The sequence below is a fragment of the Streptomyces dioscori genome, from assembly GCF_003024195.1.
Taxonomy (GTDB): domain Bacteria; phylum Actinomycetota; class Actinomycetes; order Streptomycetales; family Streptomycetaceae; genus Streptomyces; species Streptomyces dioscori.
In genome coordinates this window covers 82,480-103,051 of sequence record NZ_KZ679050.1, presented here as the reverse complement: position 1 = coordinate 103,051, position 20,572 = coordinate 82,480, and the positions used below count along the sequence as shown (strand labels likewise).

17 protein-coding genes and 1 tRNA gene are annotated in these 20,572 nt (G+C 71.5%); 4 read left to right on the top strand and 14 right to left on the bottom strand.

The window, feature by feature from the left end; all coding sequences use genetic code 11:
• Positions 1 to 11: 11 nt before the first annotated feature.
• Together C6Y14_RS29640 and C6Y14_RS29635 are read right to left on the bottom strand one after the other, a co-directional pair.
• On the bottom strand, positions 12 to 923 hold the full coding sequence (locus C6Y14_RS29640) for a transketolase family protein (protein ID WP_107019927.1): 912 nt from the start codon (positions 921 to 923) through the stop codon (positions 12 to 14).
• A 90-nt stretch (positions 924 to 1,013) separates the two neighbouring features.
• A complete protein-coding gene (locus C6Y14_RS29635; protein ID WP_107019926.1) occupies positions 1,014 to 1,745 on the bottom strand; it encodes a thiamine pyrophosphate-dependent enzyme in 732 nt (243 codons plus the stop codon).
• 151 nt (positions 1,746 to 1,896) lie between these two features.
• Here C6Y14_RS29635 and C6Y14_RS29630 point away from each other — a divergent pair.
• Positions 1,897 to 1,970, top strand: a tRNA-Pro gene (locus tag C6Y14_RS29630).
• Here the strand turns inward: C6Y14_RS29630 and C6Y14_RS29625 are convergent.
• The 3 genes from C6Y14_RS29625 to C6Y14_RS29615 form a co-directional block, all read right to left on the bottom strand.
• Positions 1,952 to 3,193, bottom strand: a complete 1,242-nt coding sequence (locus tag C6Y14_RS29625; RefSeq protein WP_107019925.1) for a M20 family metallopeptidase — start codon at positions 3,191 to 3,193, stop codon at positions 1,952 to 1,954. The genes C6Y14_RS29630 and C6Y14_RS29625 overlap by 19 nt on opposite strands.
• Entirely contained in the window at positions 3,190 to 4,764 is a 1,575-nt protein-coding gene (locus C6Y14_RS29620) for an aldehyde dehydrogenase family protein (RefSeq protein ID WP_107019924.1), read from the bottom strand. The genes C6Y14_RS29625 and C6Y14_RS29620 overlap by 4 nt, the downstream gene beginning before the upstream one ends.
• 69 nt (positions 4,765 to 4,833) lie before the next feature.
• A complete protein-coding gene (locus C6Y14_RS29615) occupies positions 4,834 to 6,399 on the bottom strand; it encodes a GMC family oxidoreductase (RefSeq protein ID WP_107019923.1) in 1,566 nt (521 codons plus the stop codon).
• 172 nt (positions 6,400 to 6,571) lie between these two features.
• Here C6Y14_RS29615 and C6Y14_RS29610 point away from each other — a divergent pair, with 172 nt between their 5' ends.
• Positions 6,572 to 7,066 (top strand): GbsR/MarR family transcriptional regulator, encoded by a 495-nt coding sequence (locus tag C6Y14_RS29610; protein WP_107019922.1) that lies wholly within the window; start codon positions 6,572 to 6,574, stop codon positions 7,064 to 7,066.
• Between the two features lie 108 nt (positions 7,067 to 7,174).
• On the opposite strand, the gene C6Y14_RS29605 is transcribed toward C6Y14_RS29610, so the two are convergent.
• The 5 genes from C6Y14_RS29605 to C6Y14_RS29585 all read right to left on the bottom strand — a co-directional run bounded on the left by C6Y14_RS29605 (position 7,175) and on the right by C6Y14_RS29585 (position 14,128).
• Positions 7,175 to 7,702, bottom strand: coding sequence for an NUDIX hydrolase family protein (locus C6Y14_RS29605; RefSeq protein ID WP_107020103.1), 528 nt, complete (start codon positions 7,700 to 7,702; stop codon positions 7,175 to 7,177).
• Positions 7,703 to 7,840: 138 nt separating this feature from the next.
• Positions 7,841 to 8,908 (bottom strand): iron-siderophore ABC transporter substrate-binding protein, encoded by a 1,068-nt coding sequence (locus tag C6Y14_RS29600; protein WP_107019921.1) that lies wholly within the window; start codon positions 8,906 to 8,908, stop codon positions 7,841 to 7,843.
• On the bottom strand, positions 8,908 to 10,890 hold the full coding sequence (locus C6Y14_RS29595; protein ID WP_107019920.1) for an ABC transporter ATP-binding protein: 1,983 nt from the start codon (positions 10,888 to 10,890) through the stop codon (positions 8,908 to 8,910). The genes C6Y14_RS29600 and C6Y14_RS29595 overlap by 1 nt, the downstream gene beginning before the upstream one ends.
• The gene (locus tag C6Y14_RS29590; RefSeq protein WP_107019919.1) at positions 10,887 to 12,581 is read right to left on the bottom strand and encodes an ABC transporter ATP-binding protein; all 1,695 of its coding nucleotides are present in this window, start codon (positions 12,579 to 12,581) and stop codon (positions 10,887 to 10,889) included. Before C6Y14_RS29590 ends, C6Y14_RS29595 begins: the two co-directional genes overlap by 4 nt.
• A gap of 194 nt (positions 12,582 to 12,775) precedes the next feature.
• Positions 12,776 to 14,128 (bottom strand): lysine N(6)-hydroxylase/L-ornithine N(5)-oxygenase family protein, encoded by a 1,353-nt coding sequence (locus C6Y14_RS29585; RefSeq protein ID WP_107019918.1) that lies wholly within the window; start codon positions 14,126 to 14,128, stop codon positions 12,776 to 12,778.
• 86 nt (positions 14,129 to 14,214) lie between these two features.
• On the opposite strand from C6Y14_RS29585, the gene C6Y14_RS29580 reads away from it, so the two are divergent.
• Both C6Y14_RS29580 and argB read left to right on the top strand, forming a co-directional pair.
• Positions 14,215 to 15,162, top strand: coding sequence for a methionyl-tRNA formyltransferase (locus tag C6Y14_RS29580; RefSeq protein ID WP_107019917.1), 948 nt, complete (start codon positions 14,215 to 14,217; stop codon positions 15,160 to 15,162).
• A 140-nt stretch (positions 15,163 to 15,302) separates the two neighbouring features.
• Complete coding sequence (gene argB, locus C6Y14_RS29575) at positions 15,303 to 16,238, top strand: acetylglutamate kinase (protein ID WP_263973109.1); 936 nt, start codon at positions 15,303 to 15,305, stop codon at positions 16,236 to 16,238.
• Between the two features lie 147 nt (positions 16,239 to 16,385).
• Here the strand turns inward: argB and C6Y14_RS29570 are convergent, their stop codons facing one another.
• From C6Y14_RS29570 to C6Y14_RS29555, 4 genes are all read right to left on the bottom strand, one after another.
• On the bottom strand, positions 16,386 to 17,246 hold the full coding sequence (locus C6Y14_RS29570) for a glycoside hydrolase family 16 protein (protein WP_107019916.1): 861 nt from the start codon (positions 17,244 to 17,246) through the stop codon (positions 16,386 to 16,388).
• A gap of 196 nt (positions 17,247 to 17,442) precedes the next feature.
• Complete coding sequence (locus tag C6Y14_RS29565; RefSeq protein ID WP_225891347.1) at positions 17,443 to 18,303, bottom strand: ABC transporter ATP-binding protein; 861 nt, start codon at positions 18,301 to 18,303, stop codon at positions 17,443 to 17,445.
• A 4-nt stretch (positions 18,304 to 18,307) separates the two neighbouring features.
• Positions 18,308 to 19,387, bottom strand: a complete 1,080-nt coding sequence (locus C6Y14_RS29560) for a FecCD family ABC transporter permease (protein WP_107020100.1) — start codon at positions 19,385 to 19,387, stop codon at positions 18,308 to 18,310.
• Positions 19,388 to 19,449: 62 nt separating this feature from the next.
• Entirely contained in the window at positions 19,450 to 20,457 is a 1,008-nt protein-coding gene (locus C6Y14_RS29555) for a FecCD family ABC transporter permease (RefSeq protein ID WP_225891346.1), read from the bottom strand.
• Positions 20,458 to 20,572: the final 115 nt, after the last annotated feature.

The window sequence follows — 20,572 nt, the reverse complement described above, 5'->3', positions numbered from 1 at the left end:
TCCGGCTCCGGTCAGGCTCGGACCCGTACCCCCAGGAACCCGTCGATCCGCTCCCGCAGGGACCTCGCGTCCAGCCCGTGTGCGGCCACGTGCTCCTCGACGAGGCCGTAGCGGCGCAGCTCCCGTCGGCCCACGCCGAGGCCGAGCACGCGGTGCGGGAGGTCCACGAGGGCGTCGTTCACGGTGGAGACCGACGTACCGGCCAGATACGGCTCGACCAGGACCACGTCGGGGCTCGCCGCTTCCGTGGCATGGCGCAGCGTGACAGCGTCGAAGGGCCGCACGGTCGCCGCGTACAGCACGGTGACGTCGAGTCCTTCGGTCGCGTCGAGCACCGGGTCGAGCAGCGGACCGACCGCGACGACCACACCGGCCCGCCCTTCGCGAACGGTGTGGAACCGGGTGCCGTCGACGGGGAGAGCCCGGTCGTTCGACTGCGTGGACAGTCGTACGTACACCTTGTCGTCGTCCGCCGCGACGGCGTGCCGCAGCAGCGTCTCGGCCTCGTCCGGATGCCCCGGCACGTGTACGGTCCAGCCGTCCAGGGTGTCGAGGAGGGCGACGTCGCCGGGGGACATGTGGGTGTAGCCGCCCGCGGGCCAGTCGAAGGACGCGGCCGCGCTGACCAGCACCGCGCCCACGTCCTGGTGGCCGAGATCCAGTTTGATCTGCTCGAAGGGCCGCTCCACGAGGAAGCTGGCGAAGGTGTGCACCACGGGCCGCAGACCGGTCAGTGCCAGGCCCGCGCCCGCGCCGACCAGCAGCTGCTCGCGGATGCCGACGTTGATCACCCGGTCCGGATGCCGGCGCCGGGCCTCGGCGAAGTCGGCCAGGCCGATCTCGGCGAGGACGACGGCGACGCGCGGATCCTCGTCGAGCAGCCGAGACACGACGGGGGCGAACCGATCACGCATGGTGTCCATGAAAAACCTCTCGGAACAGCAGAAGGGCAGAAGGGCAGAAGGGGAAAGGGGGGAGGGGGAGGGGGAGGGGCCGTGAGCCGGTCTCCGGTCTCAGCCGTCCTTCGGTTCGACCTGGGCAACGACCACGCGGGGGCGCCCCGGGTGTGATGCCGTGAACGCGGCGTACAGCGCCTCGTGGTCCCGCCCGTCGACGGTCGCGGCGGACCAGCCCGCGGCCTCGAACCGTGCCGCGATCCCGCCGGGCCTGGCCCAGCTGGCGGAGGAGTTGTCGATCACGAGCGTGTGCAGGCGGTCGAGTCCGGCGGGGCCCGCGTAGGCGATGGCCTCGTGGTTGCTGCCCTCGTCCAGTTCGGCGTCCCCGACGAGCACCCACACGTGCGGGTCGTGGAGGCCCTGGGCCCGCAGTCCCAGCGCCGTGCCGACCGCGATCGGCAGCCCGTGCCCGAGCGAACCACTGCCGATCTCCGCGCCCGGCACGAGCACGCGGTCCGGGTGGTGGCCGAGCGGCGAGTCGTACGAGCCGAAGCCCGGAAGCCGGTCCACCGGGACGAATCCCTTGGCGGCGAGCACCGCGTAGTAGGCCATCGGTCCGTGCCCCTTGGACAGCAGGAACCTGTCCCGTCCGGGGTCGTCCGCCCGGTCGGGGCCGACTCGCAGCACCCGGTCGTAGAGGACCCAGAGCGCGTCGAGCGTGGACGTCGCCGCCGGTCCGTGCTTCTCGTCCCCGCTCATCAGCTCCATCAGGCCGGTCAGCGCCTCGTACCGGTCGTACCGGTCCCCGTGGCCGTACTCCTGCCGGTGTTCCGCCGTTGTCGTCGTCATACGGACGATCGTGCAACCTCAAGCAAAGTTGAGGTCAAGGGTTGTCGCATGCGGCTGCGGTGGGACAAAAGGAGTGCGCGACCACCGACCCGAGTGCGGTAGAGTTTCGATGTCCGTTCAGCCAGGGGAAACCCCAGGTCACGACGGGCATCGGGACGTGGCGCAGCTTGGTAGCGCACTTGACTGGGGGTCAAGGGGTCGCAGGTTCAAATCCTGTCGTCCCGACGGAAACGTCGCAGGTAGGGGCCATTTTCGGATGGCCCCTCCTTCGTGTTGCAGGACTTCGCGACTGCTTTCGCGGCCGCGGGGCCGCTGTAGGACCGCTGGGCCGCGAGGGCGACGTCGACGGCCGTCCAGGCCATACCGGTCGCCCCGTCCAGGACGGCCCGGTCCGCCGCCTGGGTGCGGCACGCCGCGGTGAACTCCGGCTGGTGGTTGACCGCGGGGCCGCAGTCCAGGCCGAGCATGGGGTGGATGGTGGGCACGACTTGGGAGACGTTCCCCATGTCGGTGGCGGCGCCCGTGACGCCGGCCGGCAGGTCGGGGAAGCGGCGGCCCAGTGCCGTCGCGTTGGCGACCCACAGGTCCAGCAGGTCCCGGTCCGGCCGCAGGTCGGCGTAGTCGGGGCCGACCGGCGTGGTGGACAGCTCGCAGCCGGTGGCCAGCGCGCCCGCCTCGAAGCAGCGGCGCACCCGCTCGGACAACGGCCGCAGCGTGTCCAGGCTGTCGCTGCGTACGATCCAGCGGCCCCGGCTGGCGTCGGGGACGATGTTCGCGGCGGAACCGGCCCGGGTGACGATGCCGTGGATACGGTCGGAGGCGGTGGTGTGCTGGCGCAGCAGCCCTACGGCGACCTGGGCGACGGTCATGGCGTCCGCCGCGTTGACGCCCAGTTCCGGATAGGCGCCGGCGTGTGCGGCCTTGCCCCGGTAGGCCACATCGAACTGGGTCACGGCCAGGCCGGGCATCGCCGCCATCTCGACCGCCGCCGGGTGGACCATCATGGCCGCGTGCACGCCGTCGAAGGCGCCCTGTTCCAGCATCAGCACCTTGCCACCGCCGCCTTCCTCGGCGGGGGTGCCGAGCACCCGTACGGTCAGGCCGAGTTCGTCCGCCAAGGGGGCGAGTGCGATTCCGGCGCCGACGGCCGCGGCGGCGATGACGTTGTGGCCGCAGGCGTGCCCGATGTCGGGCAGGGCGTCGTACTCCGCGCAGATCGCGATGTGGGTCGGCCCGCTGCCGACCGTCGCCTCCACGGCGGTCGGCAGCCCGCAGTAGCCGTGCTGGACGGCGAACCCCGCGTCGCCGAGGGCGTCGGCGACCCAGCGGCTGGCGCGGTGCTCCTCGAAGGCGAGCTCGGGGTGGGCGTGGATCCGGTGGGAGAGGGCGATCAGGTCGTCCGCCGCGGCACGGACGCGCAGTGCCGCGGCCTCCTTGGCGGTGGTCACCGGCCGGCCGCCGGAGAGGTGGCGGCTGCCGGGACGGTTGCGGCGATGTGTACGGTGGCGGGCCGGGTCGCCGCGTCGTAGGCGGCACGGGCCCCGGTGGCTCCCATACCGCTGTCGCGGGCGGGCTCGTACAGCCGCTCGGGGCCGCCGCCCTGCCACTGGTTGACCCAGACGACACCCACGGGCAGCAGGGCGGCCGCCGCGACGTGGTCGGGATCGTCGGTGTAGACGGTGGCGGCGAGACCGTAGCGGGAGGCGGCCGCGCGGATCAGGCCCTCCTCGAAGCTCGGCACGACGCTGACCGGCGCTACCGGGCCGAACGTCTCCTCGGTCATCACGAGCATGGTGTCGTCGACCCCGGTCAGCACGGTCGCCGGGTAGAAGTAGCCGGGCCGCTCCGGCACGGCTCCGCCCGCGCGGAGGGTCGCTCCCTTCTGGACGGCGTCCTCCACATGGCGGCGTACGGTGTCGCGCTGCTGTTCGTCCACCAGTGGGCCGAGCATCGTGGCGGGGTCGAGACCGTCGCCGACGGCGAAGGTCCCCGCGGCGGCCACGAGCGCCTCGACGAAGTCGTCCGCGATGCGCTCATGGACGTAGATCCGCTCCATGGAGGTGCAGATCTGGCCGGTGTTGATGAACGCGCCGAACGCGACGGCCTGTGCGGTGGCCACCGGATCGACTCCGGCGTCGATCACGACGGGGTCCTTGCCGCCGAGTTCGAGCACACTGCGGCTCAGGCGCCGGCCGGTCGCCGTTCCCACGGCGCGGCCCGCTCCGACCGAGCCGGTGAAGTGGACGAGCCGTACGTCCTCGTGTTCCGTCAGCGCCGCGCCGGTGCGGGCGTCGCCGAGGACCAGGTTCAGTACGCCCGGGGGCAGCCCGGTGGCGGCGGCCAGTTCGAACAGCCGGACCGTGGAGACCGGGGAACGCTCGGAGGGCTTGACCACGACCGTGTTCCCGGCGGCGAGCAGCGGGCCGAGTGCGCCGAGGACCATGACGACGGGGAAGTTCCACGGGGTGATCACGGCGGTGACGCCGAGCGGGTGGCGGACGATGTCGGTCCGCTCTCCCTGAGGACCGGCGTCCGTGACCGGGCGCGTACCCGTACCTGTACCCGAGCTCGTACCCGTACCCGTACCCGTACCTGGGCCCGTATCCGTATGCGCATCCGGCTTCGGGTCCGGACCTGTACCGGTCACCGTTTCGGTGAACGGGTACGTGAGTGCCTGGTCCGCGGCGGCCTTCAGTCCGGCCACGGCCCCCGCGATGAAGGACTGCCCGATGCCGACCGGCTTGCCCATCTCCCGGCACTCCAGTTCGGCCAGTTCCGCGGCGTGCGCGGCGATCGTGTCGGCCCAGGCGTGGATCAGTTCCACGCGCCGGGCCACGGTGAGCGCCGCCCACGCGGGCTGCGCCGCGCCCGCCCCGGCCACGGCGCGGCCGACGTCGTCGGCGTTGCCCGCGCGGAACTGCGCGAAGGCCTCCTCGGTGGCGGGGTTGACCACGGCGACGACGTCCTCGCCGACCGGCTCTGCCCACCGGCCGCCGATGTGGTTCTGGAGGGTTTCCATGAGTGTGGCCGTTTCTGTTCGGTACGTGTACGCGGGGCCCAGGTGTCTACGTGGTGAGGGGGAACCGGATCAGGCGTCGAGCCGGGCGGCCATGAGTTCGCCGGTCATGATGGCGGAGAGATTGGTGTTGGCCCGGGGCACGGAGGGGAAGACCGAGGCGTCCACGACCCGCAGGCCCCGGACCCCCTGCACCCGGCATGCCGGGTCGACGACCGTTTCGGCGGCCCCGGGAGCCCCCATCCGGCAGGTGCTCGTGCCGTGCTGGGCGTCGAGGACCGTGGACAGCAGGTGGTCGTCGAGGTCGCCGTCGTTCGCGAGTGCCTCGAACAGCGGCCGGTTCGCGTCCTCGACCGAACCGCCGAGGACCGCGGCCGTCTCGGCGCGGGCGCTCAGTTCGACGAGGGTGCGCACGCCCTCCCGCATCGGGGCGAGGCCACGCTCGTCGGAGAGCATCCGCTGGGCGACGTACGGGTGCGCCGAAGGGTCCGTGGAGACCAGGGTCAGTTCGCCGCGCGAGTGGGTGCGGTTCAGCCAGACACCGAAACCACCGGAGTGCGACTCGGCGTTCGCCGTGGCCATGGCCAGCACGTTCTGGTTGAGCGAGACGAACATGAGGTCGTCGGAGTGCGTGCCCGAGGCGCTGGACCAGCGCACGCAGACGTTGGTGTGCCGGTCGTGCGGCGACTTGATGGCGGCCTCGGCCCGCAGCGGCAGGGAGAGCACCGTCATGGCGTGGTCCTGCATTCCGAGACCGACCGGCAGATCCTGGCGGACCTCGATGCCCAGCGCCCGCAGCCGGGCGGCGGGGCCGATGCCCGAACGCAGCAGGATCGCCGGGGAGTGGATCACTCCGGCGCTGAGGATCACCTCGTCCGCGTACTCGGTGACGATCGCCCCGTCGATCACCACCCGGACGCCGATCGCGCGGTCGTTCTCGAAGACGACGGAGTCCACGAGCGCGTCGCCGCGGACGGTGAGACCGGGCAGTTCGCGTGCGGGTTCGAGGTAGCCGTCGTTGACGGTGACGCGGCGGGCGTCCCGGGAGTTGATCGGGTAGGGCGAGACGCCGGTGGCGCGGGGGGCGTTGACGTCGGGTGCCCAGCCGAAGCCCGCCGCCAGGGCGGAGTCGGCCAGGGCCCGGTCGACGCCTCCCCAGGCGTCCTTGGGCATCCGGTGGATCGGGGTCGGTCCGCCGCGGCCGTGGTAGGGCCGGTCCCCGAACTCCTCGTCGTCCTCCAGCATCGAGAAGTACGGCAGTACGTCCTCGGGCGCCCAGCCGGTACAGCCGAGCCCGGACCACTCCTCGAAGTCCTCCATCGGCGGCCGGATCGCGATCTGGCCGTTCACGGACGAACTGCCGCCCGTCCCACGGCCGCGCCAGTACGGGACCTGCTGCTGCTTCTCGGTGCGCGAGGAGTTCAGGCCCGTCCACACGAGATGTGCCGACGCCGCGGGGTCCATCAGGGCCACCACGGGATTGGGCGAGCGCCACGCTTCCGGCAGCTGCGCCGAGCGGTGGTCGGGGCCGGCCTCCAGCAGGAGGACCCGCCGGCCGCGGGCGGCGGCGCGGGCGGCGAGCACCGCACCGGCGGAACCCGCGCCGACGACGATCAGATCGCGATCATGTTCTGCCATCTGGACTCCTTGATACGGGAGCGTCTCGCGCCGATACGGGAGCGTCCCGCGCCGGTGACTCCTGCGTGGATGCTGGTAATCTGACGTATCAAGAAAGTTCAGTCAAGAATGAATTTTCATTTTTTTCCGTACGGGAGGATCGGTGTCGCCAGCCGCCGACGAGGGTTCAGCCATGCTCGCGGGGGATTCGGACCGGGAGGGCGAGAGCCCGGCCGGGGTGGACGAGCTGCTGGTCGAGGACTTCGGGCAGCGCATCGGGCGTGCGATGGGGTGGCCGCCGATGGCCGGACGGCTGGGGGGCGTGCTGATGCTCAGCCCGGACCCCATGACGATGACGGAGCTGCAGGAGGCACTGGGGGCCAGCAAGGGCTCGGTGTCGGAGATGACCCGCCTGCTCATCACGAACGGCACCGTCGAACGGGTCAAGGTGCCCGGAGTGCGCCAGGCCGGTTACGTATGGCGCGACGACGCGTGGAGCGGCTGTCTCCAGCATCAACTCGACCAGACCCAGCAGTTGTTCGAACTCGCGCAGGTCGTACGGGAGCGGGGAGCGGACATGCCGGAGACGCAGCAGGCGCGACTGCGCGACATGCACACCTACTACGCCTTCATGGTGCGGGAGTTGCGCCGCCTGCTCGGCGAATACCAGCGGCTGCACGCCGGATAGAGGCGGCCGACACGGCCCGGGGGGTGTACCCGCACCTCCGCACGCCGGCGTCCACTCCCACGGCCTGAGGGGACGCCGGGCTGGCGGACGGCGAACTCCGCACCCTTTTCAGGACAGGGCGCCCATGTGTGCGAGGGCCTGCTTGAGCAGCGCGCCGTGGCCGCCCGGCATCTCGTTGAGGACCATGGGGGACGAAGCCTCCTGCGGGCTGAACCAGACCAGGTCGAGGGCGTCCTGGCGCGGACGGCAGTCGCCGGTCACCGGCACGATGTAGGCGAGCGACACCGCGTGCTGGCGCGGGTCGTGGAACGGCGTGTCCCCCAGCGTCGGGAAGTACTCGGCGACGGTGAAGGGCTGCAGCGAGGCCGGGATCCGGGGCAGCGCGACCGGGCCGAGGTCCTTCTCCAGATGGCGCAGCAGGGCGTCCCTGACCCGTTCGTGGTGCAGCACCCGGCCGGAGACGAGCGCGCGGCTGACCGCTCCGCCCGACCCCATGCGCAGCAGCAGTCCGATGCTGGTCACTTCGCCGCTGTCGTCGACGCGTACCGGCACGGCCTCGACGTACAGGATCGGCATACGGGCGCGCGCCTGCTCCAGCTCGTCGTGGGGCAGCCAGCCGGGCGTGGTTTCGGTCATGTCAGACATTGGTTGATCATACTTTCAGCCTCTGGTGTCGCGAGCGTGTCGCCCGACACAGCGTGATCCGGGGCCACGGATCATCCGTGGCCCCGGACCTTCTGTCCGCTGGGCCCCGCGCCAATCGCGAGGTCACTCTCAAGAGGTCGGTTCGGTCACCTTCGTGGCGGTGTCGCCGTCGACGGCCGCGGCCAGCTGCGGCACCAGGCGCTCCAGCATGTAGGGCAGGCTCAGCACCGAGACGAAGGACACGGAGTTGCCGTAGTCGCTGGTCTCCTCGACGAAGACCTCGCGGCCCTGCTTCACCACGTCCAGGTCGCCGTAGAGGGCGTTCTTGTGGAGCTTTGCCTCGTCCTTCGCCCTGTCCCCGACGATCCAGACGGCGGTGTCGGTGTTCAGCAGGTCGGTGCGCTCCTTGCTGATGTTGGCACCGAACTTGTCACCGATGACCTTGTCGAGGTCGGTCGGCAGTTTGAAACCGAGGTCGGTCAGGACCCGCGAGCGAGAGTCCTGGCTGCCGAAGACGAAGATGCCCTCGTACGGGGTCGCCATCACGCCCGTGGACTCGGCGAACTCCGGATTGTCCTTGGCGGCGGTCGCGAAGTCGGACTCGACGCCCTTCACGAGGTCCTTCGCCGCGGACTCCTGGCCGAGCGCCTTGCCGATGATCTCGGTCTGCTGCTGCCACGGCACACCGAAGTCGTTGTACTCCTTCGGCTGGGCCACGACCGGGGCGAACTTCGAGAGAGTCGTGTACTGGTCCTTCGTGAGGCCGCCGTACACCGCGAGGATCAGATCGGGCTTCAGCGCGGCGATCTTCTCCGTCTGCGGACCCGTGCCGGTGTCCTTCAGCACGGTCGGGGTCTTCCCGCTGCCCAGTTTGTCGGCGGCCCAGGGGCCGATGGCGCCCTTGTAGCCGCCGAGCCACTCGGTGGTCCCGACGGGCACCTTGCCGAGGGCGAGGACTGCGTCCTGGTCGGTCAGCCCGACCGTGACGATCCGCTTCGGCTCGGACTTGACGGTGGTGTCGCCGTATTTGTGGGCCAGGGTCACCGGGAAGGCGCTGTTCGCGGACGCGGACTTGTCCGCGCCCGCCGCGTCCGAGCCGGAGTCGTCGTCGGAGCCGCAGGCCGCCGCGGTGCTGAACAGGAGGAGCGCGGAGGCGAGTGTCGCGACAAGGCGTGCGCCTCTGGAGGAGCCGGGCATCAGTGGTCCTTCACGGTGGTGGTGTCAGGGCTGGTGGTGACGTGGCTGGTGGTGCTGTGAGGGCTGGGGTGGTGCGTGGGGGTCCGGTCGGCCGTGGCGCGGGTGCCCGACCACGCCGCCCAGAGGGAGGCGTAGGGGCCGGCCGCGGCACACAGCTCGTCATGGGTGCCGTTCTCCACGATCCGGCCGCCGTCCATGACGACGATCCGGTCCGCGGTGGCGGCCTGGGTGAGGCGGTGCGCGACGATCAGCGCCGTGCGGCCCTCGACCGCCCGGTCAGCCGCCTGCTCCAGGAGCCGGGCGCCGGTGCTGCCCGCTTCGGCGGTCGCCTCGTCCAGGACGGCCACCGGGGGATCGGCCAGCACCAGCCGCGCCAGGGCGAGTTGCTGTACCTGGGCGGCGGTGAGGCGGTGCCCGCCGTCGCCGACGACCGTGTCCAGGCCCTCGGGCAGCGCCCCGGCCCAGTCGAGGGCGTCCACCGTGGCCAGGGCCGTACGCAGTTCGTCGTCGGTGGCGCCGGGCCGTGCGAGGCGCAGGTCGTCCGCGAGGGGTCCGGCGAAGACGTGCGTCTCCTGGGTGACCAGCGCGACGGGCAGGCCCTGGCGGGGCACGCCGTCGCCGGTCGTCACGCGCACCGAGCCGGACGTCGGACGGTGTACGCCCGCGATGAGTTTGGCCAGGGTGGTCTTCCCGGCGCCGCTCACGCCGACCAGGGCCACGCGCTCGCCCGCCCGGAGGGTGAGGTCCACACCGTGCAGGACGGGGCGGCCCGGCTCGTACGCGTGGTCGATGCCCGTCACGGTGACCGTGCCGTGCGCGGCCGTGACCCGCGACCCGGGCCCGGTGGACGGCCGCGGCCGATCGTCCGGCTGCGGCTGCGCCTGCTGCTGCGGCTCGGGGGAGGGCTGGTCGGCGACTCCGACCAGGCGGGCTAGCGCGGCGGTCGCCGACTGCGCGTCGTCGAGGAGGACGAGCGCCTGGTTGACCGGCGAGAACAGGCTGTGGAAGTAGAGGGCGGCGGCCGTGGCCGTACCGATGGACACCGATCCGCCGCGCACCAGCAGGAACCCCGTGACCAGGACCGCCGCGAGCCCGGCGTACTCCGCCACGTGCAGCCGGTTGTAGAAGTTCAGCACCAGCCGCACGCCGCGCAGGGTCAGCTCGACCGCGGCCGACGAACGCCGGGTCACCCGCGCGGTGTGCTCCTCCTCAAGACGGAACGCCCGTACGGTACTCGCGCCCGCGATGGTGTCCAGCAACTGCTGCTGCTGGGACCCGGTGGCGATCCGCTGCTCGGCGTAGAGCGGCACGGCGTTGCGTACGTACCAGCGGGCGGTGGAGGCCTGGACGGGCACCGCGATGAGGGCCGCGAGGAAGAACCGCCAGTCCAGGGCGGCCATCGCGGCCAGCGTCAGCACGATGGCCAGCAGCGAGCGGGCCAGTTCGGGCAGGGCCGAACGCACGGCCTCGCCCACCACCGAGACGTCCCGGGTGACCCGTGCGGTGAGGTCGCCCGCTCCCGCCTTCTCCACCTGCTCCAGGGGCAGCCGCAGGGCCTTCTCGACGAACCGCTCCCGCAGTTGTGCGAGGACGGTCTCGCCGAGCCGGGCCACGAGTGCCAGGCCCAGCACGGTGGCCGCGCCCTGGGCGAGGGCGACCAGCACCAGCAGGACTACCGGCTGGGTGATGCTCCCCGGCGGGCGGTGCTCGGCGACCAGGTCCACGATGCGGCCCAGCAGCGGCTGGACCAGCAGGCCGACGGCGGTGGCCACGACCATCATGGCGAACCCGCCGAGAGCCAGCCGGCGGTGCGGGCGTACGAGTTCGCGGACGGCGGCGCGGGTACGGGCCTGGGTCGCGGTGGGCAGCAACTCCCGGCCCGGGGTGGGCGGCGAATCCTGGCCCGGGGTGGACAGCAACTGGCCCTCCGCGGTGGTGGGTTCGCCCGTGTGGGCACCCGTGTCGGCAGCGGTGTCACTCATGCCAGAACCGCCGCTCGGTAGGTCTCATGACGGGCTATCAGGTCGGCGTGCGGGGCCGTGTCGGTGACCCGGCCGCCGTCGAGCAGCACCACCCGGTCGGTCACGGCGAGCAGTGCGGGGCTGGTGGTCACCAGGACCGTGGTGCGGCCCTTGCGGACCTCGCGCAGACCGGCCGCGATGCCCGCCTCGGTCACCGCGTCGACCGCCGTGGTCGGATCGTGGACCACCAGGACGGCCCGGTCGGCGGCCAACGCGCGGGCCAGCGCGACCCGTTGGCGCTGTCCGCCGGAGAGCGAGCGACCGCGTTCGCTGACCGCGGTGTCCTCGCCGTCGGGCAGGGTCTGCGCGACCTGGGCCACTCCGGCCGCGGTCATGGCCGGTTCGGAGTCGCCGGACGCGGGGGCGGAGGCCGTCACGTTGTCGCGGACGGTTCCTTCGAAGAGGTCCGCGTCGTGCTCGGCCACCAGCAGGGCCGTACGCATCTCGGCCGGATCCAGGTCCCGCAGGGACACGCCGTCCAGTTCCACCGTGCCCGAGTCGGGATCGGACCGCCGGGCCAGGCAGCGCAGCAGATCGGTCGCGTGGGCGGGGTCGGTGGCGACCACGCCGAGCAGTTCGCCGGGCGCGACGTCCAGGTCCACCTCGCGCAGTCCGCCGTGGCTGACGCCGGTCAGCCGCAGTGCGCCACGCACCTCCGACGGCAGGCTCAGCTCACCGGCGGTGACGCCGTGCGGGGTGGCCAGGACCTCCCCGACCCGGCCGGCCGAGGCGCGGCCCTGGGCGAGTTCGGCGTTGACCCAGGCGAGTGTTTCGAGGGGGCCGACGAGGAAGAGGGCGAGCCCGACCGCCGACACCAACTGGCCGAGGCTGATGCTGCCTTCGGCGGCCAGCCGTCCGCCGACCAGCGCGACGAGGGCGATCAGGCAGCCGGTCAGGGCGAGCACCATGCCGCTCTGGAACGCCTGTGCGCGGGCCGCCTTGAGCGTCGCCGCGAGGGAGTCGCGACTGGTGGTGCGGTAGCGGTCGATGGCCGCCGACTCGCCGCCGATGCCCTTGAGGACCCTGAGGCCCGCCACCAGGTCGGCGGCGACGGCGGAGGCGTGGGCCGCGCGCTCCTGCTCGGCCTCGCTGCGCGTCTCCAGCGGCTTGCTCAGCAGATGTCCGAGCCACAGCAGCACGGGGGTGCCGAGCAGGACCACCAGGCCGAGCAGGACCGACGTACGCAGCAGGACGAAGGCACAGGTGAGGATGCCGGCCAGGGACGCGATCCCGTACATCACGGCCGTGTTGACGCCGCCGACCCGCTTGGCGTCCTCGGTCGCGATGTTGGCGAGCGCTCCGGGCAGCCGGCCGTCCTCGGCGCCGCCGCCCGGGTGCAGTACGCGTCGTACGAGGGAGATGCGCAGGGAGTGTTCGGCCCGGACCGCGGAACGGTCGCCGGCCCAGGCGCCGAAGCGGAAGGACAGGGCCAGCCCGACATAGACCACGGCGAGGACGCCGAGCCACAGGAGGAGGGCGCCGGTGTCGGAGCCGGTGACGGCCCGGTCGATCACCACGCCGATCAGCACCGGGACCAGGGCTTCACCGACCTGGTGTCCGGAGGCGAGCAGTGCGCCGAGACCGACGTCCCGGCGTTGCTCCCTGACCGACTCCCGCAGGACGTCACGTCCTGACGGATATGTAGGACTCACCCGCAACCCCTCCGGGATCGGACGAAGAAAACTTAGGTGAGGCTACTCTAAGTTGCTGACCATGGCATTGCCCAGGGCGGGCACGTGTGCGAGAGCCCCCGCGGGGGCGTGGCGGCACGGGCCCGCCCGCGCGGACGGGGTGGTGCGGGGCCGCGCGGGTGTGGCGTGGTGTCACACCCGCACGGGGCGGGTGCTCAGGCCACCGGAACCGCCGCATCCGCCAAGTCGCCCGCGCGGTGGGCGATCAGGGACTCCAGGATCTCCCCGGACCGTACCGCCGTGGTGGACAGCAGGGTCGAGGTGAGGCCGTGCGTGTGCTCGGTCGCGCCCTGCAGATAGATGCCCGCCGTGACATCCGGAGTCAGCTCTACCCGGTGGTCGCGGCCGACGCGTACGGCGTCCTTGTCGTCCCGCAGGCAGAGTTTCGCGGTTCTGCCCAGCAGGGTGTCGAGGTCTCTGGGGCGGTAGCCGGTCGCGTGGACCAGCAGGTCCGCCGAGATCACCTCCCGTTCCCCGGTGGGGAGGTACTCGACGGTGACCTCCAGATGGTCGTCGAGGGTGCGGACGTCCCGGATGCGGGACACGTTGCGCAGTTGCAGGCGCTCACGGCCCTGGACCTTCTCGCGGTACATCGTCGCGTACAGCGACTCGATGAGGTCCATGTCGACCACCGAGTAGTTGGTGCTGCGGTGGTAGTCGACCAGGGACTGTTTCACCTCCGGCGTGGACCGGAAGTAGACGTCCACGGCCTCCGGGTCGAAGATCCGGTTGGCGAACGGGCTGTCGTCGGCGGGCGTGTACCCGTACTTGGCGAAGATCGCACAGATCTCCGCCTCGGGGAAGGAACGGTGCAGGTAGTCGAGCGCCTCGGCGCCGCTCTGGCCCGCGCCGAGCACCAGGACCCGGCCGACCGAGCCGCCGTCACCGGAGGCGTTCAGCTCCCGTACGCGCGGCACGAGTTCGCTGTTGTGCCAGATGCGGTCCGACAGGGCCGTCTCCGGGGGCAGGTGCGGCTCCAGGCCGACGGCCACCGAGATGTTCCGGGCCCGCCGGGTGACGGTCCGGCCCGGTTCGCCGGGCACCCGGCTGACGACGTCCAGCCAGCGGATCTCCCCGTCGGGGCCGGTCACCGGGTCCACGGAGACGACCTCGTCCGAGTAGTCGACGAGGTGCGCCACCCGGGCGGCGGCCCACTCGAAGTACTCGTGGAACTCGATCCGCAGGGGGAACAGCGTCTTCGCGTTGAGGAAGTCCACCATCCTGCCCCGCTCCCGCAGGAAACACAGGAAGCTGAAGTCGCTGGTCGGGTTGCGCATGGTGACCAGGTCCTTGAGAAAGGACACCTGCATCGTGGCGTCTTCGATGAGCATGCCCCGGTGCCAGCCGAACGACGGCTGGCGCTCCAGGAATCCCGCGCGGATCCGGTTCTCCGGAGCGGCTTGGGCGTTGTGTTCCTCAATCGCAATGGCCAGTGCGAGATTTGACGGCCCAAACCCTATACCGAGCACGTCAAGGACGGCGTCCGGTTCGTCGTGCAGTGCGTTCACCGCAACTTTTCCTTCCCCTAGGCGCCACTGATGTTAAATAAGGTTAGCCTTACCTTGCAATGGTGTGTCCTAGGAGAGGATCGACTATGCGGGTCGTCATGTTCGGCTACCAGACCTGGGGGCATCGCACCCTCCAGGCTCTGTTGGACTCCGACCACGAGGTGGTCCTGGCCGTGACCCACCCCAAGAGCGACCACGTGTACGAGAAGATCTGGGACGACTCGGTGGCCGATCTGGCCGAGAAGCACGGCGTACCGGTGCTGCTGCGCAACCGGCCCGACGACCCCGAACTCCTCGCCGCACTCAAGGACGCGGAGCCGGACCTGATCGTCGCCAACAACTGGCGCACCGTGCTGCCCCCGGAGGTCTTCGACCTGCCGCCCCACGGCACGCTCAACATCCACGACTCGCTGCTCCCGGCCTACGCGGGCTTCTCCCCGCTGATCTGGGCGCTGATCAACGGCGAGCGGGAGGTCGGTGTCACGGCGCACCGGATGAACGCCGAACTCGACGCCGGTGACGTGCTGCTGCAGCGGGCCGTCCCGGTCGGCGCGGCCGACACCGTCGCCGACCTGTTCCACCGCACGGTCGATCTGATCGGCCCGGTCGTCAACGAGTCGCTCGACCTGATCGCCTCGGGTCGCGCGCAGTGGATACCGCAGGACCGCAGCCGGGCCAGCTTCTTCCACAAGCGGTCCCTGGAGGACAGCCGGATCGACTGGACCTGGCCCGCGGAGGCCATCGAGCGGCTGGTACGGGCCCAGTGCGACCCGTACCCGAACGCGTTCACCCACCACCGCGGGCAGCGGATCCGGATCGTCGAGTCCGCGGTCTCGGAGGGCCGTTACGGCGGCACTCCCGGGCGCATCTTCATCCGCGAGGGCGACGGGATCGTCATCGTCGCCGGTACGGAGGCGAGGAACGGACGGCTGCGCGGGCTGGTCGTGAAGCGGGTCCGCACCGAGGACGGGGCGGAGCACGCGGCGACGGACTACTTCCGCACGATGGGCGGCTATCTCACGGGTCGCCCGTGAGCGCCACAGCTGTGAGTGCCACCGCGGCGAGCGGCGCGGCTGTGTCCGACGCGTCGGTGGACGGGGTCGTGGCGGACGGGGTCGTGGCGGACGCGGTGACCGAGGTCGCCGCGTCCGCCGGCGGCCCCGCCGACCGGCTCGTGGCGCTCGAATCCCTGCGTGGGCACACGGTCGTCGTCAAGTACGGCGGTCACGCGATGACCGACGACACGCTCCGGCGGGCCTTCGCGCAGGACGTCCTCGCCCTGTACCGGGCGGGCGTCCGGCCGGTCGTGGTGCACGGTGGCGGCCCGCAGATCGCCGCCCACCTGGACCGGCTCGGGCTCAGGTCCGACTTCCTCGACGGGCTGAGGGTCACCACACCCGAGACCATGGAGGTCGTACGGATGGTGCTGTCCGGCAAGGTCCAGAAGGACCTGGTCGGGCTGCTGAACGAGCACGGGCCGCACGCGGTGGGCCTCAGCGGCGAGGACGGGCACACCCTCACCGCCGTCAAGCGGTATGCCCGAGTGGGCGGTGAGAGCGTCGACATCGGCCTGGTCGGGGATGTGGCACGGGTGAACACCGCAGTCGTACGGCTGCTGCTGGAGGGCGGCCACATCCCGGTGGTCTCCTCCGTTGGCCGGGGCGAGGACGGGCAGGTCTACAACGTCAACGCGGACACGGCAGCCGGGGCGTTGGCCGCCGCGCTGGGGACACGGGTCCTCGTCGTCCTCACCGATGTGCCGGGACTGTACGCCGACTGGCCCGCGAGCGAGCGGATCGTCGACCGGATCGGGGCGGGGGAGTTGGAGCGGGCGCTGCCGGGGCTGGCAGGCGGGATGGGGCCGAAGATGGAGGCGTGTCTGCGGGCCGTGCGGGGCGGGGTGGGCGTGGCCCGGGTGCTCGACGGCCGCGCACCGCACGCCCTGCTCGACGGACTGGTCGGCGGCGCCGGGTCCGGCACGACGATCGTGCCGGACCCGAAGGCCGACGTGGCCGACGTGGCCGACGTGGCCGACGTGGCCGCCGTGTCCTCGGTGCCCTCCGTGGCCTCTGTGCCCTCTGCGGCGCGCCCAGCGGCTCCGGTGGCCTGACACGTACGCGCTGGCCTGACACACGCGTGGTGGTCCGGCACGCACATGGTGCCCGGCCGGGAGAGGCATTCCCGGCCGGGCACCACGTGTTCGGGTCTTGAACGCGTTCCGGCGGCCACGCTTCAGAGGGTGTCGCCGGCGCCTCCGTCAGCCGTCGCTGGTCGTCACCTTCACCTCGTCGACGACCAGTTGCTGCGGGAAGCTGGTCGAACCGTCGGGATCGCCGGGCCAGTAGCCGCCCACCGCGAGATTGAGGATCAGGAAGAACGGCTTGTCGAAGACCCAGGTGTTGCCGTTCAGGTCGGCCGGGGTGCGGGTCTGGTAGACGGTGCCGTCCACGGACCAGGTGATCTTGTTCGGCGACCAGTCGACCGCGAAGGTGTGGAAGGCGTCCGCGAACGCTTCGCCGTTGGGCAGCGAGTAGCCCGCGCCTATGCCGCCGGAGCCGGAGTAACCGGGGCCGTGCAGGGTGCCGTGCACGGTTCCTGGCTCGAAGCCGACGTTCTCCATGATGTCGATCTCGCCCGAGTTGGGCCAGCCGACCTGTCCGATGTCCTGGCCGAGCATCCAGAACGCGGGCCAGATGCCCTGACCGCGCGGGATCTTCATCCGGGCCTCGACGTGCCCGTACGTCGCGGTGAACTTGCCGGAGGTGTTGAGCCGCGACGAGGTGTACTCGCACGAGCCGTACCAGCACTGGTAGTTGTTCGGGTTCTCGCGGCGGGCCTCGATGACCAGGTGGCCCTGGCCGTCGAGCTTCGCGTTGTTGTTGCCCGCCGTGTAGTACTGGCGTTCGTGGTTGTTGACGTTGTCGCCGGTCTCGACCTGCCACTTGCCCTGGTCGACACCGGAGCCGGCGGCCCCGTCGAAGGTGTCGGAGAACGTCACGGCCTGGGCCGCCCGCGGAGTGGGGTCCGCGTGGGCGGCGGGGGCGACGGACGCGGCCGCGACGAGGGCGGCGGGCAGTGCGGCGAGAAGGCATTTGCGGAGCAGACGTGGGGAAGCCACGACTCTCCCTTCCGTAGGGCGTCCCTGTGCGGGGGCGCGCCCACTGAGGTGGGGGGAAATGCTTCGCCTCTCGTTCTAAGAAGTGAACGAGATCACTGTCAAGGCATAGGTACGGACCTTCCGTCCCTCCGGCCTCATCTGCCTCTTACGGTCACCGTTCGGTCATACGACACACACAAGTCCCGCCCGCGAGCCGCTAGTCGGCCGCCTGCACCGCCGCCGCCTCCAGGGACGGGCCTCCGTGGTGGCGGCCCATCGGGATGACCAGCGGGGTGTGGCTGACCGGGTCCATCGTGATGCGGCAGGTCAGGTCGAAGACGTGCTCGACCGTCTCGGCGGTGATGACCTCCGTCGGGCTGCCCTCGGCGACGATCTTCCCGGACTTCATGGCGACGACGTGATCGGCGTACCGGCAGGCCTGGTTGAGGTCGTGGAGCACCATCACGACCGTGCGGTTCTCCCGGCGGTTGAGGTCGGTGACCAGGTCCAGGACGTCGATCTGGTGCGCCAGGTCGAGGTACGTCGTCGGCTCGTCCAGGAGCAGCACGGGCGTGCCCTGGGCGACCGCCATGGCGATCCAGGCGCGCTGCCGCTGACCGCCGGAGAGTTCGTCGACGGGCCGGTCGGCGAGGTCCGTCATGTTGGTCGCGGCCAGCGCCCGGTGCACGGCCTGCTCGTCCGTCTTCGACCACTGCCGCCACCAGGTCTGATGCGGTGAACGGCCGCGGTTGACCAGGTCGATGACGGTCAGCCCCTCGGGCGCGACCGGGCTCTGCGGCAGGATGCCGAGCCGCTGCGCCAGCTCCCTGCTCGGGATGGACTGCAGCGCCCTGCCGTCGAGGTGGACGGCCCCCTCCTTGGGCGCGAGCAGCCGGGCGAGCGCCCGCAACAGGGTGGATTTGCCGCACGCGTTGGCGCCGACGATGGCCGTGATCCGGCCGGGCGGGACCGCCAGGTCGAGGCCGTCCACGACGAGGCGGTTGTCGTACGCCAGCCGCAGGCCGCTCGCCCGCAGGTCGGGGTCGGGGTCGGGGGTCGACAGGGGTTCAGCCGACATGGAATCAACCTCCTGAGCCCGCGCGGTTGGCGCGGACGAGCAGCCAGAGCAGGACCGGCGCGCCGAGCACACCGGTGACGATGCCGACCGGCAGTTCCGTGCCGGAGATGAGCGTACGGGCGATGAGGTCGCCGCCCAGGACCACCAGTGCCCCGGTCAGTCCCGAGGCGACGGTGGGCGGCCAGGCCGTGCCGGCCAGCCGTTGTGCGATCTGGGGGGCGGCGAGCGCCACGAACGCCACGGGCCCCGCGGAGGCGGTGGCGAAGGCGATCAGGCCGACCCCGGTGAGCAGGATGGCGAGGCGTACGGGCTGTACGCGCGTACCGAGGCCGGTGGCCACGTCGTCACCGAGCTGGAGCGTGCGCAGCAGCCGGCCGAGCAGCAGGGCCGTCGGCAGCAGCACGGCCAGTGCGACGGCGAGCGGGCCGACCTGCCCCCAGGTGCGGCCGTTGAGGTTGCCGACCAGCCAGCCCAGTGCGGCCTGCGCCTGGAAGCGTCCGCCCTTGGCCACGAGATAGTCGGTGGCGCTCGTGCAGATCCAGGCCACGCCGATACCGACCAGGATGATCCGGTAGCCGGTGGTGCCGCGCCGCCAGGCCAGCGCGTAGACGGTCAGGGCGGTGACCAGGGCGCCGAGCAGGCCGAGCGCCTGGGTGCCCAGGCCGCCGTCCCAGCCGAGCACGATGCCCGCGACGACCGCGGTGCCCGCGCCCTGGGTGAGGCCGATCATGTCGGGGCTGGCCAGCGGGTTGCGGGTCATGGTCTGGAAGAGCGCGCCGGAGACCCCGAAGGCGATCCCGGCGAGCAGCCCCACCAGGGCGCGGGGCAGCCGCAGTTCCTCCACGACGAGGACGGTGCCGGGGTCGCCGGAGCCCACCAGGGCCCGTACGACGTCGGTGAAGCCGATCGGGTAGTCGCCGGTCGTCAGGCCCCAGCAGAACAGGACGAAGGTGCCCGCGGCGAGCACCACGGACAGCGCCACGAGCCGGGGGCGGAACACACCGGAGACGGGCGGGAACACCAGCCGGTACGTGCGATGGTGGGCTGACCCGGCCGAACGGGGCGCGGCGGACGCGGACTTCAGCTCAGAACGGGCGGACTTGAGGTCGGAACGGGTCGTGAGGTCGGATTTCGGTTGCGGCACGGTCACACCTCCGCCAGGTTGCGCCGACGGACCATGGCGATGAAGAACGGACCGCCGATGAAGGCGACCAGCACCCCCGCCTGGATCTCGGTGGGCCGTGCCACGAGGCGTCCGAGGATGTCCGCGGCGAGCAGCAGGATGGGGGCGAGGACCGCCGACAGGGGCAGCAGCCAGCGCTGGTCGGGGCCGATGCCCGCCGCCTGGGCGAGCACCCGGGCCACATGGGGGACCACCAGGCCGAGGAAGACGACGGGCCCGATGACCGCGACCGCCGCCCCCGTCAGCAGGGTTATCGCCGCGACGCCCGCCAGCCGGACCAGGCCGAGGCGCCGGCCGAGCGAGGCCGCCACGTCGTCGCCGAGGGCCAGGCTGTTGAGGGCCGGGGCGCAGGCCAGCGCGAGTGCCGCGCCGATGACGAGGAAGGGCAGGACCCGCCACACCATGCCGTTGTCCGCCTCCGCGAGCGAACCCGCGGACCAGAAACGGTACTTGTTGAGCGCGTCCACGTCCGTGAGCACGATGGCCTGCGTGAACGACCACAGCATCGAGGTGACGGCGATGCCCGCGAGGGCCAGCTTCACCGGGGTCATCCCGGACCGCCCGAGGCCGCCGAGGAGATAGACCGCCACCGTGGCGATCAGCGCTCCGCCGAACGCGAACCACACATAGCCGTACAGCGAGTTGATGCCGAGCACGCCGACGGCGAGCACGATGGCGAAGGCGGCGCCCGCGCTGACCCCCAGGACCCCGGGGTCGGCGAGCGGGTTGCGGGTCAGCGCCTGCATCAGCGCTCCGGCCAGCCCGAGGGCCGCGCCCGCCGTGAGCCCGAGCGCGGTGCGCGGGATGCGCGCCGACCAGACGACGTTGTCCACGAACCGGCTCGGTGCGTCGCCGAACAGGGCCGAGATCACCTGGTCCGGCGGGATGTTGGCCGCGCCGAGCGCCAGTGACAGCAGACAGAGGACGGCCAGGACGGTACCCAGCAGTGTCACGAGAAGGACAGGGCGCACTCTCTTGCCCGTCACCTTGCGGTCTCCAACGGCCAGCTCCCTTAGGTTAGGCAGGCCTTAATCGTAGTGGGGATCACGTGGTCCGCCGAGACGGGGCCTTTTGGTTAGGTAATCC

Coding starts and splice junctions, on each gene's coding strand:
- C6Y14_RS29580 (WP_107019917.1), top strand. CDS start 14,215: ATGCGGGTCGTCATGTTCGGCTACCAGACCTGGGGGCATCGCACCCTC.
- C6Y14_RS29600 (WP_107019921.1), bottom strand. CDS start 8,908: ATGCCCGGCTCCTCCAGAGGCGCACGCCTTGTCGCGACACTCGCCTCC.
- C6Y14_RS29610 (WP_107019922.1), top strand. CDS start 6,572: ATGCTCGCGGGGGATTCGGACCGGGAGGGCGAGAGCCCGGCCGGGGTG.
- C6Y14_RS29615 (WP_107019923.1), bottom strand. CDS start 6,399: ATGGCAGAACATGATCGCGATCTGATCGTCGTCGGCGCGGGTTCCGCC.
- C6Y14_RS29565 (WP_225891347.1), bottom strand. CDS start 18,303: ATGTCGGCTGAACCCCTGTCGACCCCCGACCCCGACCCCGACCTGCGG.
- C6Y14_RS29620 (WP_107019924.1), bottom strand. CDS start 4,764: ATGGAAACCCTCCAGAACCACATCGGCGGCCGGTGGGCAGAGCCGGTC.
- C6Y14_RS29595 (WP_107019920.1), bottom strand. CDS start 10,890: ATGAGTGACACCGCTGCCGACACGGGTGCCCACACGGGCGAACCCACC.
- C6Y14_RS29640 (WP_107019927.1), bottom strand. CDS start 923: ATGGACACCATGCGTGATCGGTTCGCCCCCGTCGTGTCTCGGCTGCTC.
- C6Y14_RS29635 (WP_107019926.1), bottom strand. CDS start 1,745: ATGACGACGACAACGGCGGAACACCGGCAGGAGTACGGCCACGGGGAC.
- C6Y14_RS29605 (WP_107020103.1), bottom strand. CDS start 7,702: ATGACCGAAACCACGCCCGGCTGGCTGCCCCACGACGAGCTGGAGCAG.